Source organism: Proteus vulgaris (assembly GCF_011045815.1).
Taxonomy (GTDB): Bacteria; Pseudomonadota; Gammaproteobacteria; order Enterobacterales; family Enterobacteriaceae; genus Proteus; species Proteus vulgaris_B.
Window position 1 is genome coordinate 3931707 of the sequence record NZ_CP047344.1, and the last position, 16526, is coordinate 3948232.

11 protein-coding genes are annotated in these 16526 nt (G+C 41.6%); all 11 read right to left on the reverse strand.

Annotated elements, in window-relative coordinates; genetic code table 11:
* Window positions 1-93: 93 nt before the first annotated feature.
* A complete protein-coding gene (locus tag GTH24_RS18425) occupies window positions 94-1227 on the reverse strand; it encodes an Rpn family recombination-promoting nuclease/putative transposase (RefSeq protein WP_241253996.1) in 1134 nt (377 codons plus the stop codon).
* A gap of 184 nt (window positions 1228-1411) precedes the next feature.
* Window positions 1412-2767 (reverse strand): polysaccharide deacetylase family protein, encoded by a 1356-nt coding sequence (locus tag GTH24_RS18430; RefSeq protein WP_164526811.1) that lies wholly within the window; start codon window positions 2765-2767, stop codon window positions 1412-1414.
* An 80-nt stretch (window positions 2768-2847) separates the two neighbouring features.
* Entirely contained in the window at window positions 2848-7074 is a 4227-nt protein-coding gene (gene rpoC / locus GTH24_RS18435) for a DNA-directed RNA polymerase subunit beta' (RefSeq protein ID WP_072071065.1), read from the reverse strand.
* Window positions 7075-7196: 122 nt separating this feature from the next.
* On the reverse strand, window positions 7197-11225 hold the full coding sequence (rpoB, locus tag GTH24_RS18440) for a DNA-directed RNA polymerase subunit beta (protein ID WP_072071066.1): 4029 nt from the start codon (window positions 11223-11225) through the stop codon (window positions 7197-7199).
* A gap of 350 nt (window positions 11226-11575) precedes the next feature.
* Complete coding sequence (gene rplL / locus GTH24_RS18445; protein ID WP_023583093.1) at window positions 11576-11941, reverse strand: 50S ribosomal protein L7/L12; 366 nt, start codon at window positions 11939-11941, stop codon at window positions 11576-11578.
* 63 nt (window positions 11942-12004) lie between these two features.
* A complete protein-coding gene (gene rplJ / locus GTH24_RS18450; protein ID WP_072071067.1) occupies window positions 12005-12502 on the reverse strand; it encodes a 50S ribosomal protein L10 in 498 nt (165 codons plus the stop codon).
* A gap of 327 nt (window positions 12503-12829) precedes the next feature.
* Complete coding sequence (gene rplA, locus GTH24_RS18455) at window positions 12830-13531, reverse strand: 50S ribosomal protein L1 (protein ID WP_072071068.1); 702 nt, start codon at window positions 13529-13531, stop codon at window positions 12830-12832.
* Window positions 13532-13535: 4 nt separating this feature from the next.
* The gene (gene rplK, locus GTH24_RS18460; protein WP_006534703.1) at window positions 13536-13964 is read right to left on the reverse strand and encodes a 50S ribosomal protein L11; all 429 of its coding nucleotides are present in this window, start codon (window positions 13962-13964) and stop codon (window positions 13536-13538) included.
* Between the two features lie 146 nt (window positions 13965-14110).
* Window positions 14111-14656: a transcription termination/antitermination protein NusG gene (nusG, locus tag GTH24_RS18465; RefSeq protein WP_004246900.1), complete on the reverse strand. Its 546-nt coding sequence runs from the start codon at window positions 14654-14656 to the stop codon at window positions 14111-14113.
* Between the two features lie 7 nt (window positions 14657-14663).
* The gene (gene secE, locus GTH24_RS18470) at window positions 14664-15041 is read right to left on the reverse strand and encodes a preprotein translocase subunit SecE (protein WP_072071069.1); all 378 of its coding nucleotides are present in this window, start codon (window positions 15039-15041) and stop codon (window positions 14664-14666) included.
* Window positions 15042-15314: 273 nt separating this feature from the next.
* Entirely contained in the window at window positions 15315-16499 is a 1185-nt protein-coding gene (gene tuf, locus GTH24_RS18475) for an elongation factor Tu (RefSeq protein WP_088494064.1), read from the reverse strand.
* Between the last annotated feature and the right edge of the window lie 27 nt (window positions 16500-16526).

Consider the following 16526-nt stretch of genomic DNA (forward strand, 5'->3'; position numbering starts at 1 on the left):
TTTTAATAAATTCAAAATAACCCAACAAAAATAAAACATTAAAATTAATATATTATAATTCTTTTAATTTAATATTTATAAACAACTTAATTCTTACGCTGCTAATTCTTCAAGTTCTTGAATACTTAAACCTGATATTTTTTCAATAAATAAAAGATCAAAATTTTCTTTTAATAAGTTTTGAGCTAATTCTATTTGTACTATTTTTTTACCAATTTCAATACCCTCTGTTTTACCTAACTCAATACCTTCCGTTTTACCTAACTCAATGCCTTCCGTTTTACCCAACTCAATACCTTCCGTCTTACCCAACTCAATACCTTCCGTTTTGCCTAACTCAATGCCTTTAGCCCAGCCTATTTCAATACCTACATTCTTACCTATTTCAATACCTACATTTTTGCCCAGTTCGATCCCCTCATTTTTGCCTATTTCAAACCCTTCACTTACACCTAAATTAAATCCCTTATTTTCTAATCTCCACGCTATATTCATAATCACCTCTTTGTGGTTATCTACTTGTTCAACTATCTTATTTAAAATGAACTCAAAGTCTGATGCGTCCATAATTGAGAATAAATATTCTACAACAGCAACCGTGTCTTCATCTCTGCAGTTTTTCTGATTTATTGCTTTTGATAGAAGTATTGCAATCTCATTAATATCATGACAACTATTAACGTGCTTCATTGCAATTTCCATTACCGCTGCTTTTTTATGAGTCAGCAAAATATCATCATCAATTGAAGTCAAATCAATTAAAGAAAAGCTATTAGAATAAAGTTGATTAGCAAGTGAAGTAAGTGGAAAACATGACATCCAATTAACAGGAAAAGGATAGGGTTTTTTATTTCCATGATAAAACAGAATAGGAACAACGAGGGGTAAAAATTTATAACCTTGCTGTAAATGTTGATTCATAGTGTAAAATGCATAATTCATCATACGCCAACCTATCATTTTATCTGGCCTAGATTGATGTTCTACTAATAAATAAATAGAAATATCACCCTCTTTGGTTTTCACTAAATACAAAATATCAGACATACGAGAACGTAAGTTAATATCGATGAAAGAAGAATTTTGTAATTGTAACGTTGAAAAATCACAATGACTTTTTAAGTCCTCTGGTAAATGGACAAAGAAAAAGTCTTTCGCATTACTGACATTCATCATAAAACGTTTAAATGCAGAATCATAAGAAGATATGGATATAGATTTTTTCATAACTAGCTCCATGCTGAATTTGGATTGCCAGCTTACAGAAAAAAATGAATTTTTATCACTAAAAAATCATCATAATTATCTGAAAAATATAAGTTATTTATTGATCTTAACTGAGTGAGTAATGGGGAGAAATAAAAAAATACCTTCAATAAATATCAAAGGTATTTTTCTAATATTATAATTTTTATTTATCAACAACGATATTTTTATTCACCACTTCATATTCATCATTACCCACCATCCTCGCAAATTTCTCAATGGGATCTGTACTTAACGCATATAGCCGTTTTAGAGCGAAAGGTGGATCACCTAAACGAACTTTTCCTTGCTGAGTCGTCACCGCCAATGTCATACCCGACGCTTTGACTGCATTGATTGCTCTTTGATTATATCCACCAAAAGGGTATGCAAAAGCATATTGATGTGGGTTTAATAATCGCAAAACACGCTGTGAGTGCTGTAAATCTAATACGATAGTATGAGATTGGCGACTAAATATAATGGGTTTTTTATTATTATCTAAACGATGTAAAAAATGAGAATGTGACTGAATATCAAAAACATCTCGGCTTGATTTCAGTGCCTGCCAACTCATAAATTGTAATGAATTAGGTGCCCATTTAGGTATTTTAGATTTTATACGTGATGAAATAACAAATAATGTTGCTCTTTGGCCATTTTCTTTTAAAAGTGGATAGGCATAACGATAAACAGATTGTAAACCATCATCAAATGTTAATGCGACGGCTCGTCCCGGCAAATTAATATTTTTATTTAAATAGCCTGCAACTTGGTTTAGTGAAAGCGTTTCATACCCAGCTTCTTTTAAATAATTCATCTGCTCTGTAAAGGCAGTTAATGATGTTGTTGTTGATGTATGACGAAAATTATGATTTTCCGTTGCTTTGAGAATATGGTGATAAGTAAGCACCGGTATCCCTAAATCAGGTTTTACATCCCTTGATGAAATATAACCTAAGCGGTCACCTAAAGAGATCTCAAACCAATTGATTTTACTTCCATTAGCATCTTCTTTTATTGTGCGTGATAGCACAGGATAACGTAAATTGGATAAGAGTATCGCTATTTGTGGGCTCGCAATATCTTTATCGCTATAGATGGGGGTATTTTTTGTTGTGATCAGATACTCATAAATAGGATAATCGGTTTTCTTCGTACTATCTGATAAGAAACGTATTTTCCTATCGACCGAAATAGAAGCAATATCTTCAATGTAATCATCTTCTAAATAACCAGCTTCCAAATAACCTTGGGCATTTCCAAATTGTATTTTATGGTAATTATTTATCGCATCTGAAACATAAAATCCCCGATTAGGATATAGCTCAGCAACAGGTCTTAGTTTATTACCAATAAAAGCATATAAAGTTTTTTGTTGCCGAAGCTGCATCAATGTTGTGATCGAAGTTTCTAAATTCCATTGTGTTTCTGTTGGTATTTCCTTTTCTAAAGGGGTTGCAAAAGCAAGACCAGTAAAAATAAAAAATAGGATAATCAATCCGTTAGTTATTATTCTCATCATTTCGCCTACTTATTGTAGAACAGAAACAAAAAATGCCCTCACAATGGAGGGCATTTCAATCTAATCTAAATTAGATTTTAGTCTTTTAATCCACCAAAACCAGCATTCAGTAATTCTGCTAAGTTAGCAGATGCTTCATCAGCACTGATTGTTGTTTCAGTTTCATCTGCTGGCAATTGTGATTGACGACGCTTCATACGATCTTGGTGATACGCATACCCTGTACCTGCTGGGATCAAGCGACCAACAATAACGTTCTCTTTCAAGCCTCGTAATTCGTCACGTTTACCTGCTACCGCTGCTTCAGTCAGAACACGCGTTGTTTCTTGGAATGATGCAGCAGAGATGAAGGATTCAGTTGCCAGAGATGCTTTCGTGATACCTAACAGGTCACGAGCATACGTTGCTGGTACTTTACCATCATCTTCCAGAACACGGTTCGATACTTTAACGCGAGCGTATTCAACCTGTTCACCTTCGAGGAACTCAGAGCTTCCTGCGTTCTCAATGGTAACTTTACGTAGCATCTGACGAACGATAACTTCAATGTGTTTATCGTTAATCTTAACGCCTTGTAAACGGTAAACTTCCTGTACTTCGTTCGTGATATAGCGAGTAACCGCATGAACACCACGTAAGCGCAGAATGTCGTGTGGTGACTCTGGACCATCGGAGATAACATCACCGCGTTCCACAACCTCACCCTCGAATACGTTAAGCTGACGCCATTTAGGGATCATCTCTTCATATGCATCGCTACCGTCTAATGGAGAAATAACTAGACGACGTTTACCTTTAGTCTCTTTACCGAACGATACAATACCGCTGATTTCAGCAAGGATTGCAGGCTCTTTCGGACGACGTGCTTCAAACAGGTCAGCAACGCGTGGCAGACCACCGGTGATATCTTTAGTACCGCCAGATTCTTGTGGAATACGCGCTAAAGTGTCACCTGCATTAATTGTAATGCCATCGTCTAACTGAACAATTGCTTTACCTGGCAGGAAGTACTGTGCTGGCATATCAGTATTCGGGATCAATACATCTTTGCCTTGTGCATCAGTGATGCGCAGTGCTGGACGTAAATCTTTACCGCTACCTGTACGCTCTGCTGAATCCAGAACAACCAGTGAAGAAAGGCCTGTTAATTCATCTGTTTGACGTGTGATAGTTTGACCATCAACCATGTCAGCAAAACGAATGATACCAGATACTTCACTCACAACTGGCATTGTATGTGGATCCCAGTTAGCAACAGTTTCGCCACCGTTAACCGCTTCACCATCACCTTTCGCTAATTGAGCACCGTAAGGTACTTTATAGCTTTCTTTCGTACGACCGAATTCGTCAATTAAACGTAATTCTGTGTTACGAGAAGTGATAACTAATTTACCCGCAGTATTGGTAATGAACTTCGCATTGAACAGCTTCAGAGTACCTTTATTACGTACTTGAATGCTAGATTCTGCTGCAGCACGAGATGCCGCACCACCGATGTGGAACGTACGCATCGTTAACTGTGTACCTGGTTCACCGATTGACTGTGCCGCGATAACACCGATAGCTTCACCTTTGTTGATGATATGACCACGAGCAAGGTCACGACCATAACATTTAGCACATACACCGAAGTCTGTGTTACAGGTTACAACTGAACGTACTTTCACGCTGTCAACTGAGTTTTCTTCTAACAAGTCACACAGTTTTTCGTTTAACAGGGTGTTACGTGGAACAAGAATATCAGCAGTACCTGGTTTCAGAATATCTTCTGCAGCTACACGACCTAATACACGTTCACGCAGTGGCTCTTTAACATCTCCACCTTCGATAACCGGAGTCATCATAACACCTTCGGTTGTACCACAGTCGTCTTCTGTGACAACTAAATCTTGTGCAACGTCAACTAAACGACGAGTCAAGTAACCGGAGTTTGCTGTTTTCAGTGCGGTATCCGCAAGACCTTTACGAGCACCGTGGGTTGAGATGAAGTACTGGAGTACGTTCAGACCTTCACGGAAGTTCGCTGTGATTGGTGTCTCGATGATTGAGCCATCTGGCTTAGCCATCAGACCACGCATACCTGCTAACTGACGGATCTGAGCTGCAGAACCACGAGCACCGGAGTCAGCCATCATAAAGATGCTGTTGAAAGATACTTGTTGTTCTTCTTCACCATTACGGTTAATAACGGTTTCAGTAGACAGGTTTTCCATCATCGCTTTCGCTACGCGCTCATTTGCCGCAGCCCAAATATCGATGACTTTGTTGTAACGTTCGCCCGCTGTTACCAGACCGGATTGGAACTGTTCCTGAATTTCTGCAACTTCTGCTTCTGCTTCTGCAATGATCTCTGCTTTTTTCGCAGGGATAACCATGTCATCGATACCTACTGAAGCACCTGAACGTGCTGCGTAAGCAAAACCGGTATACATGATTTGATCAGCAAAAATAACTGTTGGCTTCAAGCCCATTACGCGATAACAGGTATTAAGCATTTTAGAAATTGCTTTTTTACCTAATGGTTGGTTAACCAGCGCGTAAGGTAGGCCTTTTGGTACGATCATCCATAAAATAGCTCGGCCGACAGTGGTGTCTTTTAAGCTAGTTTCAGTAGTGATATTACCTTCGCCATCTTTGATCTCTTCAGTGATACGTACTTTAACACGTGCGTGTAAAGAGGCTAAACCAGCGCGATAAACGCGTTCAGCTTCTTTAGGACCACTTAGCACCATGCCTTCACCTTTGGCATTGATGCAGTCACGAGTCATGTAGTAAAGACCTAATACAACGTCCTGTGAAGGAACGATGATTGGGTCACCACTTGCTGGAGACAGGATGTTATTTGTTGACATCATTAGCGCACGAGCTTCTAGTTGTGCTTCTAATGTCAATGGTACGTGAACCGCCATTTGGTCACCATCGAAGTCGGCGTTGTATGCCGCACAAACGAGTGGGTGTAACTGAATAGCTTTACCTTCGATAAGGATTGGTTCAAATGCCTGAATACCTAAACGGTGAAGTGTTGGTGCACGGTTTAGCATCACTGGGTGTTCGCGGATAACTTCATCTAAGATATCCCAAACAACCGCTTCTTCGCGCTCAACCATTTTTTTAGCGGCTTTAATTGTTGTCGCTAAACCACGGGTTTCCAGTTTTCCGTAAATAAATGGTTTGAATAACTCAAGAGCCATTTTTTTCGGTAGACCACACTGATGCAGACGCAGGTATGGACCAACGGTGATTACAGAACGACCAGAATAGTCAACACGTTTACCTAACAGGTTTTGACGGAAACGACCTTGTTTACCTTTGATCATATCAGCCAAAGATTTCAAAGGACGTTTGTTCGAACCTGTGATCGCACGACCACGACGACCGTTATCTAATAACGCATCCACAGACTCTTGTAACATACGTTTTTCATTACGTACGATGATGTCTGGAGCTGCTAAATCAAGCAGGCGTTTTAAACGGTTGTTACGGTTGATCACACGACGATATAAATCGTTCAGGTCAGATGTCGCAAAACGACCGCCATCAAGTGGAACCAGTGGACGTAAGTCTGGTGGTAACACAGGCAGCACAGTTAAGATCATCCACTCAGGTTTATTGCCTGATTGCATGAACGCTTCAAGTAACTTGATACGTTTAGTCAGTTTCTTACGTTTAGTTTCAGAGTTAGTTTCGTTTAACTCTTCACGTAGCGTTTCACACTCTTGTTCCAGATCCATGCTCTGTAAGAGGTTCTGAACAGCTTCTGCACCCATCTTCGCATCAAATTCGTCACCGAATTCTTCTAATGCATCGAGGTATTGCTCTTCTGTTAAGATTTGACCACGTTCAAGGCTAGTCATCCCGCCTTCAACAACAACGTAAGATTCAAAATACAATACACGTTCAATATCGCGCAGTGGCATATCCAGCAGCAAACCGATACGGGACGGTAATGATTTCAAGAACCAAATGTGAGCAACTGGAGAAGCTAATTCGATGTGACCCATACGTTCACGACGAACTTTAGTTTGTGTAACTTCAACGCCACACTTCTCACAGATAACACCACGGTGTTTTAAACGTTTGTATTTACCACACAAACATTCGTAATCTTTTACTGGTCCGAAAATACGGGCACAGAAAAGACCGTCACGTTCTGGTTTGAACGTACGGTAGTTAATTGTTTCTGGCTTTTTAACTTCACCAAATGACCATGAACGGATCATATCAGGTGATGCCAGAGCAATTTTGATCGCATCAAACTCTTCGGTCTTGGTTTGCGCTTTCAGAAACTTTAATAAGTCTTTCACGAAATGGCTCCTGTCGGAGTTAGACCTGCCAGGCAAATGACCCCTGTCATTCACCCCTTTAAACCAGTGTAGTCACTGTTTGACAGACTGCCATCTCTAGCAGTCTGTCTATATGGAATCCGTTATTCGTCTTCCAATTCGATGTTGATACCCAGTGAACGGATCTCTTTCAACAATACGTTGAACGACTCTGGCATACCTGGTTCCATCTGATGATTACCATCAACGATGTTTTTGTACATTTTGGTACGGCCGTTAACGTCATCCGACTTAACAGTAAGCATTTCTTGAAGAGTATAAGCTGCACCGTATGCTTCCAGTGCCCACACTTCCATCTCCCCGAAACGCTGTCCACCAAACTGAGCTTTACCACCAAGAGGTTGCTGAGTAACTAAGCTGTACGAACCGGTAGAACGGGCGTGCATCTTATCATCAACTAAGTGGTTCAGTTTCAGCATGTACATGTAACCAACAGTTACTGGACGCTCAAATTGCTCACCTGTACGACCATCGAAAAGTGTAATCTGACCAGAAGTTGGAAGATCAGCTAATTTAAGCATCTCTTTAATTTCCATTTCTTCTGCACCATCGAACACTGGTGTTGCGGTTGGCATACCTTTTTTCAGGTTTTCAGCCAGACGTAACACTTCTTCATCGCTGAAGGTGTCCAGATCAACTTTCTGACGAGGTGCCATACCCAGATCGTAAGCTTTCTGGATAAATTCACGTAATTTAGCAACTTCTTGTTGCTGTTTCAGCATCGCGTTGATCTTATCACCGATACCTTTAGCAGCCATACCCAAGTGAGTTTCAAGGATCTGACCGATGTTCATACGTGATGGTACACCCAGTGGGTTCAGTACGAGGTCAACCGGGTTGCCGTTTTCATCGTATGGCATGTCTTCAATAGGGTTAATCTTAGAGATAACACCCTTGTTACCATGACGACCCGCCATCTTATCACCAGGTTGGATCTGACGTTTAACAGCCAGATAAACCTTAACGATTTTCAGCACACCTGGTGCTAAATCATCACCTTGAGTGATTTTACGACGTTTAGCTTCCAGTTTCTTCGCGAACTCAGCTTTCAGTTCATCATACTGTTCTGCTAATTGTTCTAACTGGTTTTGCTTCTCTTCATCCGCAATACCCAGTTCTAACCAACGTTCACGAGGTAATTTATCTAATTTCTCAGCTTCAATACCGCCAGCAATCAGAACACCACGGATACGAGCGAATAGACCAGCTTCAAAGATACGCAGTTCTTCAGTTAAGTCTTTCTTAACTTCACGTAACTGTGATTCTTCAATTTCTAATGCACGTTTATCTTTTTCTACGCCATCACGGGTGAAGACTTGTACATCGATAACTGTACCAGACACACCATTAGGAACACGTAGAGAAGAATCTTTAACATCAGATGCTTTTTCACCGAAGATAGCACGCAGCAGTTTCTCTTCTGGAGTCAGTTGAGTTTCACCTTTAGGTGTTACTTTACCAACCAGAATGTCACCGCCTTTCACTTCAGCACCGATATAAACGATACCTGATTCATCCAGTTTAGATAACGCGGCTTCACCAACGTTCGGGATATCAGCTGTGATCTCTTCAGGCCCTAACTTAGTATCACGAGAGACACAAGCTAGTTCTTGAATGTGGATTGTTGTGAAACGATCTTCTTGAACAACACGCTCAGATACAAGGATGGAGTCCTCGTAGTTATAACCATTCCATGGCATAAATGCCACGCGCATGTTTTGGCCTAATGCTAACTCACCAAGGTCTGTTGAAGGACCATCAGCTAACACATCACCGCGATCAACAGGTTCACCTAAAGATACGCAAGGTGTTTGGTTAATACATGTGTTCTGGTTAGAACGGGTGTATTTAGTCAAGCTATAGATATCAATGCCCGCTTCACCAGCGTAAGTCTCTTCTTCGTTAACTTTGATAACGATACGAGAAGCATCAACATACTGAACAACACCACCACGTTTAGCAACTGCAGTAACACCGGAGTCAACCGCTACAGCACGTTCCATACCTGTACCTACTAGTGGTTTATCACCACGAAGTGTAGGAACAGCCTGACGTTGCATGTTCGCACCCATCAATGCACGGTTGGCGTCATCGTGTTCAAGGAATGGGATCAGTGAAGCACCGACAGAAACAACCTGTTGGGTTGAAACGTCCATGTACTGAACTTGGTCACGGCTAAATAAGCTTGACTCACCTTTATGACGGCAAGTAACTAATTCTTCAACGAAGTGGTTGTCATCGTCTAATACGGAGTTGGCCTGAGCAATGATGAAGTTACCTTCTTCAATTGCAGACAGATAATGAATTTCATCTGTTACAGCGTTGTTTTCAACAACACGGTAAGGCGTTTCAAGGAAACCGTACTCGTTAGTCTGCGCATAAACAGATAATGAGTTGATAAGACCGATGTTTGGACCTTCAGGCGTTTCGATTGGGCACACACGACCGTAGTGAGTTGGGTGTACATCTCGAACTTCGAAGCCTGCACGTTCACGGGTCAAACCACCTGGGCCTAATGCAGAAATACGACGTTTATGCGTAATTTCTGATAGCGGGTTATTCTGATCCATAAACTGTGATAACTGGCTAGAGCCAAAGAACTCTTTGACAGCAGCAGAAATCGGTTTTGCATTGATCATGTCTTGTGGCATTAATGCATCAAGATCGCCTAAAGACAGACGTTCTTTAACTGCACGCTCAACACGCACCAGACCAACACGGAATTGGTTTTCAGCCATTTCGCCAACAGAACGAATACGACGGTTACCTAAGTGGTCGATATCATCCACTTCACCTTTACCATTACGGATATCAATCAGTTTTTTCATTACTTCAATGATATCTTCTTGGCTCAGGATGCCAGAACCTTCAACTTCGTCACGGCTTAACGAACGGTTGAACTTCATACGACCCACAGCAGAAAGATCATAACGATCTTCAGAGAAGAATAAGTTCTCAAATAAGTTTTCTGCAGCTTCGCGTGTAGGTGGCTCACCAGGACGCATCATGCGATAGATTTCAACTAACGCGCTTAAGCGATCGTTTGTAGGATCGACGCGAACAGTTTCTGAAATATAAGCACCATGATCTAAGTCATTGGTAAACAGAGTTTCAATCGTTTTATGACCAGCTTGACTTAAGCGAGCTAACACATCTAAAGAGATTTCCATGTTAGCAGCACAAATCAGTTCACCTGTTGCTTCATCAATATAATCACGAGCAACCACTTTACCTGCAATATATTCAACAGGTACTTCAATGCGGTCAACTTGTTCTTTTTCTAATTGACGAATATGGCGAGCAGTAATACGACGGCCTTTTTCAACATATACTTTGCCGTTTGCTTCAATATCAAATGAAGCAGTTTCACCACGCAGACGTTCAGGCACTAATGTCATCATCAGCTTGTTGTTGCTGATTTCAAACAATGTTTTTTCGAAGAATAAACCTAAGATTTCTTCAGTGCTGTAGTTCATTGCGCGTAAAATGATAGTCGCAGGTAATTTACGGCGACGGTCAATACGGACAAAAAGGTTATCTTTAGGGTCGAATTCGAAGTCTAACCATGAGCCACGATAAGGGATAATACGTGCGTTATACAGTACCTTACCAGATGAGTGTGTTTTACCTTTGTCACTATCAAAGAACACACCAGGGCTACGGTGTAACTGGGAAACGATAACACGCTCAGTACCATTGATTACAAAGGTACCGTTATCGGTCATTAATGGGATTTCACCCATATAGACTTCTTGTTCTTTGATGTCTTTAACGGTGCCTTCTGGGGCTTCACGTTCATAAATGACCAGACGCAGTTTTACACGCAGAGGTGCAGAATAAGTTACACCGCGGATCTGACATTCTTTAACATCAAAAACAGGCTCGCCTAAACGGTAGCTAACATACTGTAATTCAGCATTGCCACTATAGCTTTGGATAGGGAATACGGAACGGAAAGCTGCTTCCAGACCGTTTTGACCATCAGGATCTTGCTCGATAAACTTCTGGAACGAGTCAAGTTGGATAGAAAGGAGATAGGGAACATCCAAAACTTGTGGACGTTTACCAAAATCCTTACGAATACGTTTTTTCTCGGTATAGGAGTAAACCATAGGGTTCCTCAGCTCGCTGAAAAGTGACCCACTCTGCCTACCCTTAGTTATTAAGGGCGACACGACATTCTGCTAACACTATTTTTTGTAGGTAGGAAAATATAATTTTCCATAATACTTATTGCTATTACTCTTAAATCATTTCATTGCATTGAGTTCACTACCGAGCTTTTGGACAACGTGGATCGTAGTGAGTAATACAGTATATTAAGTCGTCAATAGCAAAAAATATTGAGGTAGAGAGAAAGCCAAAAAGTGTGAAAAAGCTACTCTTACCTTACAGCGCAAAAAGGCTGGTGACCAAAAAATCACCAGCCATCAGCCGTTAGGCTGCACTCTGGGAAGTTAAATTATTTAACTTCAACCTCAGCGCCTGCTTCTTCCAGAGCTTTCTTCAGAGCTTCAGCATCATCTTTGCTTACGCCTTCTTTCAGAGCTGCTGGTGCAGATTCTACTAAGTCTTTAGCTTCTTTCAGGCCAAGACCGGTAGCGCCACGTACTGCTTTGATTACTGCTACTTTGTTACCGCCGATAGCTTTCAGGATAACGTCAAATTCAGTTTTCTCTTCAGCAGCTTCTGCTGGACCCGCAGCAACAGCAACAGCTGCAGCAGCAGATACACCGAATTTTTCTTCCATCATAGAGATCAGTTCAACAACGTCCATTACAGACATTTCAGCAACTGCGTTTAAGATATCGTCTTTAGAAATAGACATAACAAGTGTTCCTAAAATTCAGAAAAAGTTTATACGTAAATAAAGCAACGAAGAAATTGGCTATTAAGCAGCTTCTTTCTGATCGCGCAGAGCAGCCAGAGTGCGAACCAATTTGCCTGCAGAGGCTTCTTTCATGGTTGCCATCAGGCGTGCGATTGCTTCATCGTAAGTTGGGAGTGTAGCCAGACGATCGATGTTCGAACCTGGGATAAACTCACCTTCAAAGGCAGCCGCTTTAATCTCGAATGCTGGGTTCGCTTTCGCGAAATCTTTGAACAGACGAGCTGCAGCGCCCGGATGTTCGAAAGAGAAAGCAATCAAGGTTGGACCAACAAATACGTCTTTCAGTACATCGTAAGAAGTACCTTCAACAGCGCGACGTAATAGGGTGTTACGTACTACACGTACAGTAACGCCAGCATCACGACATGCTTTACGCAGTTCAGTCATTTTTGCTACAGTAACGCCACGGGAATCCGCAACAACTGCAGAAAGCGCACCTTTGGCAACTTCGCTGACTTCAGCAACAATCGCTTGTTTGTCTTGAAGATTTAGTGCCATTAGCTTCTTGCTCCTGGATTAACCGAGTAAAAACTCGGGACTCACATCACTTATTGCCACAATGGAAATAAGCGCTAAAACACGGTGAGCAGAATCCAGAATATAAAATTCTTTTTTGGCTCTCTCACCGTCTACGCAGGAAAATTAAGTAATTACTTACACCTGCGGTCTTGGACGGGGTCTGGATAGGCCAGACTCCAACCGAAATTCAGAGAATTTAGTTATGTAGACTTAAATAAAATACCACATAGCTAAACTCAAGGCGTCAAATTCTATACAAATTTGACGCCAAGGTAAAGTCTTTTATGACTTTAGTCTAATCTAAGATTAAACTGTCGCGCTCAAGCTAGCTTGATCAATAGCAACACCTGCACCCATAGTGGTAGACAGGCTTACTTTCTTGATATAAACGCCTTTCGCTGCAGATGGTTTTGCTTTTTTCAGCGCAATCAACAGAGCTTCTAAGTTTTCTTTCAACTGTTCTTCGTTGAAATCAACTTTACCGATAGTGGTATGGATAATACCATTTTTGTCGTTACGGTAACGAACCTGACCAGCTTTAGCATTTTTAACTGCCTCAGCAACGTTAGGAGTTACAGTACCCACTTTCGGGTTTGGCATTAAGCCACGTGGGCCAAGGATTTGACCTAATTGACCTACAACGCGCATTGCATCTGGAGATGCGATAACAACGTCAAAGTCCATTTCGCCAGCTTTAACTTTAGCAGCTAAGTCGTCCATACCGACTAATTCAGCGCCTGCTTCTTTAGCAGCTTCTGCATTTGCACCTTGTGCGAATACAGCAACGCGAACTGAACGGCCAGTACCGTGTGGAAGTACAGTTGCACCACGAACGTTTTGATCTGATTTACGTGCATCGATGCCAAGGTTAACAGCAACGTCAACACTTTCAACGAATTTAGCAGTAGCCAGCTCTTTCAGTAAAGCAACAGCTTCAGTGATTTCGTACTGTTTAGTTACTTCAACTTTTTCACGGATATTGCGCATGCGCTTGGTTAGTTTAGCCATCAGATTAATCCTCCACTACCAGGCCCATGGAACGAGCAGTACCAGCAATTGAACGCATCATAGCTTCAACGTCAGCACCAGTCAGGTCCGCAGCTTTAGTTTCTGCGATTTCACGAACTTGAGCAGAAGTAATTTTACCTACTTTCTCTTTGTTCGGTTTACCAGAACCTGATTTCACGCCCGCAGCTTTCTTCAGCAGAACTGCTGCTGGAGGAGTTTTGGTAACGAAAGTGAAAGAACGGTCAGCGTAAACTGTAATAACAACAGGAATTGGTAAGCCTTTTTCTACGCTTTCAGTTTTAGCGTTGAATGCTTTACAGAATTCCATGATGTTAACACCTTGTTGACCCAGAGCTGGACCAACTGGTGGACTTGGATTAGCCATACCTGCAGAAACTTGCAGTTTGATATAGGCTTGGACTTTCTTAGCCATTAATTAATTCCTCAATTTGGGTATATCGCCCGGCTAGGGCTCCCCGATTTTACTTTGTTCTGTCTTATGACAAAACAACTCAAAACGAAAGGTGGAAAATTGTAGATAACTTTTCCACCTTTTGCAAGAAAGCAACGTAAAAAGGTTTAACCTTTTTCAACCTGACTAAAGTCTAATTCAACTGGTGTCGCACGACCAAAGATTGAAACAGAAACTTTTAAGCGGCTTTTTTCATAATCAACTTCTTCAACCACACCATTAAAGTCAGCGAATGGACCATCGCTAACACGAACCATTTCACCTGGTTCAAACAGTGTTTTAGGACGTGGCTTATCACCAACTTGTTGTAAGCGATTCATAATCGCATCAACTTCTTTATCACTAATTGGTGCAGGTCTGTCTGAGGTTCCACCAATAAATCCCATAACACGAGGTACATTACGTACTAAGTGCCAAGTTGCATCGTTCATGACCATTTGGACAAGAACATAGCCTGGGAAAAATTTACGCTCACTTTTGCGACGTTGACCGCTACGGATCTCAACCACTTCTTCGGTTGGAACCATAACTTCGCCGAATGAGTCTTCCATTTCGTTTAATTTGATATGTTCACGCAGAGACTGTGCAACACGGCCTTCAAAGCCCGAAAATGCCTGAATGACATACCAGCGTTTTTTTGGAGAATCAGTCATGAACACCTCACAGGCCAGTAATAAATGAAACAAAACGAACCAGAATGCCATCCAGTCCCCAAAGAACTAATGACACAATAGCCGTCACTGCAGCAACAATCAGGGTCGTTTGCAATGTTTCTTGACGTGTTGGCCATACTACTTTACGCATTTCAATGCGCGCTTCGCGAGCAAATACTAATGTTGCTTTACCTTGTGTTGTCCACAACGCGATCCCACCCGCTGCTACGAACAAAGCAACAACAGCTAAAGCTCGTAACGCTAGGTTAAATTCACGGTAAAGATAGTTGCCACCCACTGCTACTGCCAGCAATAAAACGGTAATGATCCACTTAGCGATATCACCACCGCGTTTGCTATCTTGAGCTCCGCTATTCGCACTCATAAATTAACCTGTCATATGATGTAAATAAATAGCCAGCTTGCCTCGCAAGAGCAAAACAAATCAGACTAACCATAAAATCAACTATGATTGCATCTGACACAGTGTCATATCTCTATGACATTCGTATCTGCAAGATACTGGACTCGATTCGTTGTATCAGAGCCTATCTCACCAATAATTTACATCAAACTAGTGATGAGATAGGTTCTTTTTCAAACAACGCATAAAAAGGGCATCAATTGATGCCCTTCTCTAGGAGAATTACGCGAGTAATTAACCTAATACTTTAGCAACAACGCCCGCACCTACTGTACGGCCACCTTCGCGGATAGCGAAACGTAAACCGTCGTCCATCGCGATTGGGTGAATCAGTTCAACGATCATGTTGATGTTGTCACCTGGCATTACCATTTCTACGCCTTCTGGTAATTCGATAGTACCAGTTACGTCAGTTGTACGGAAGTAGAACTGTGGACGGTAGCCTTTGAAGAATGGAGTGTGACGACCACCTTCATCTTTGCTCAGAATATAAACTTCTGATTCGAATTTAGTGTGTGGCTTGATTGAACCTGGTTTAGCCAGTACTTGTCCACGTTCGATTTCTTCACGTTTAGTACCACGCAGCAGAACACCAACGTTCTCACCTGCACGACCTTCGTCAAGTAATTTACGGAACATTTCAACGCCAGTACAAGTTGTTTTAACTGTTGGTTTGATACCAACGATTTCAACTTCTTCACCAACTTTAACAACACCACGCTCAACACGACCTGTTACTACTGTACCACGGCCTGAGATTGAGAATACGTCTTCGATTGGTAACAGGAATGGCTTGTCAATTGCACGCTCTGGTTCTGGGATGTATGAATCCAGTGCTTCTGCTAATTCAACAATTTTTGCTTCCCACTCTGCTTCGCCTTCCAGTGCTTTCAGCGCTGAACCACGAATTACTGGAGTGTCATCACCTGGGAAATCGTACTGAGACAGAAGTTCACGAACTTCCATTTCTACTAATTCCAGTAACTCTTCATCATCTACCATGTCACATTTGTTCAGGAATACGATGATGTAAGGAACACCAACCTGACGACCTAACAGGATGTGCTCACGAGTTTGTGGCATTGGGCCATCAGTCGCAGCAACTACCAGGATAGCTCCGTCCATTTGCGCAGCACCAGTGATCATGTTTTTAACATAGTCGGCGTGACCTGGGCAGTCTACGTGTGCGTAGTGACGAGTTGGTGTGTCATATTCTACGTGTGAAGTAGAAATGGTGATACCACGAGCTTTTTCTTCTGGTGCGTTATCGATTTGATCGAATGCACGAGCAGCACCACCGTAAGTTTTAGCTAAAACTGTAGTGATTGCAGCAGTCAGAGTAGTTTTACCGTGGTCAACGTGGCCGATAGTACCAACGTTAACGTGCGGTTTTGAACGTTCAAATTTTTCTTTAGACACGACTATATTCCTTAATATCGCTCCCTC

What these genes read in the sequence shown, in the direction of transcription:
- nusG (WP_004246900.1), bottom strand. Translation starts at nt 14,656, where the DNA reads ATGACTGATTCTCCAAAAAAACGCTGGTATGTCATTCAGGCATTTTCG.
- secE (WP_072071069.1), bottom strand. Translation starts at nt 15,041, where the DNA reads ATGAGTGCGAATAGCGGAGCTCAAGATAGCAAACGCGGTGGTGATATC.
- rplJ (WP_072071067.1), bottom strand. Translation starts at nt 12,502, where the DNA reads ATGGCACTAAATCTTCAAGACAAACAAGCGATTGTTGCTGAAGTCAGC.
- GTH24_RS18425 (WP_241253996.1), bottom strand. Translation starts at nt 1,227, where the DNA reads ATGAAAAAATCTATATCCATATCTTCTTATGATTCTGCATTTAAACGT.
- rplA (WP_072071068.1), bottom strand. Translation starts at nt 13,531, where the DNA reads ATGGCTAAACTAACCAAGCGCATGCGCAATATCCGTGAAAAAGTTGAA.
- GTH24_RS18430 (WP_164526811.1), bottom strand. Translation starts at nt 2,767, where the DNA reads ATGAGAATAATAACTAACGGATTGATTATCCTATTTTTTATTTTTACT.
- rpoB (WP_072071066.1), bottom strand. Translation starts at nt 11,225, where the DNA reads ATGGTTTACTCCTATACCGAGAAAAAACGTATTCGTAAGGATTTTGGT.
- rplK (WP_006534703.1), bottom strand. Translation starts at nt 13,964, where the DNA reads ATGGCTAAGAAAGTCCAAGCCTATATCAAACTGCAAGTTTCTGCAGGT.
- rplL (WP_023583093.1), bottom strand. Translation starts at nt 11,941, where the DNA reads ATGTCTATTTCTAAAGACGATATCTTAAACGCAGTTGCTGAAATGTCT.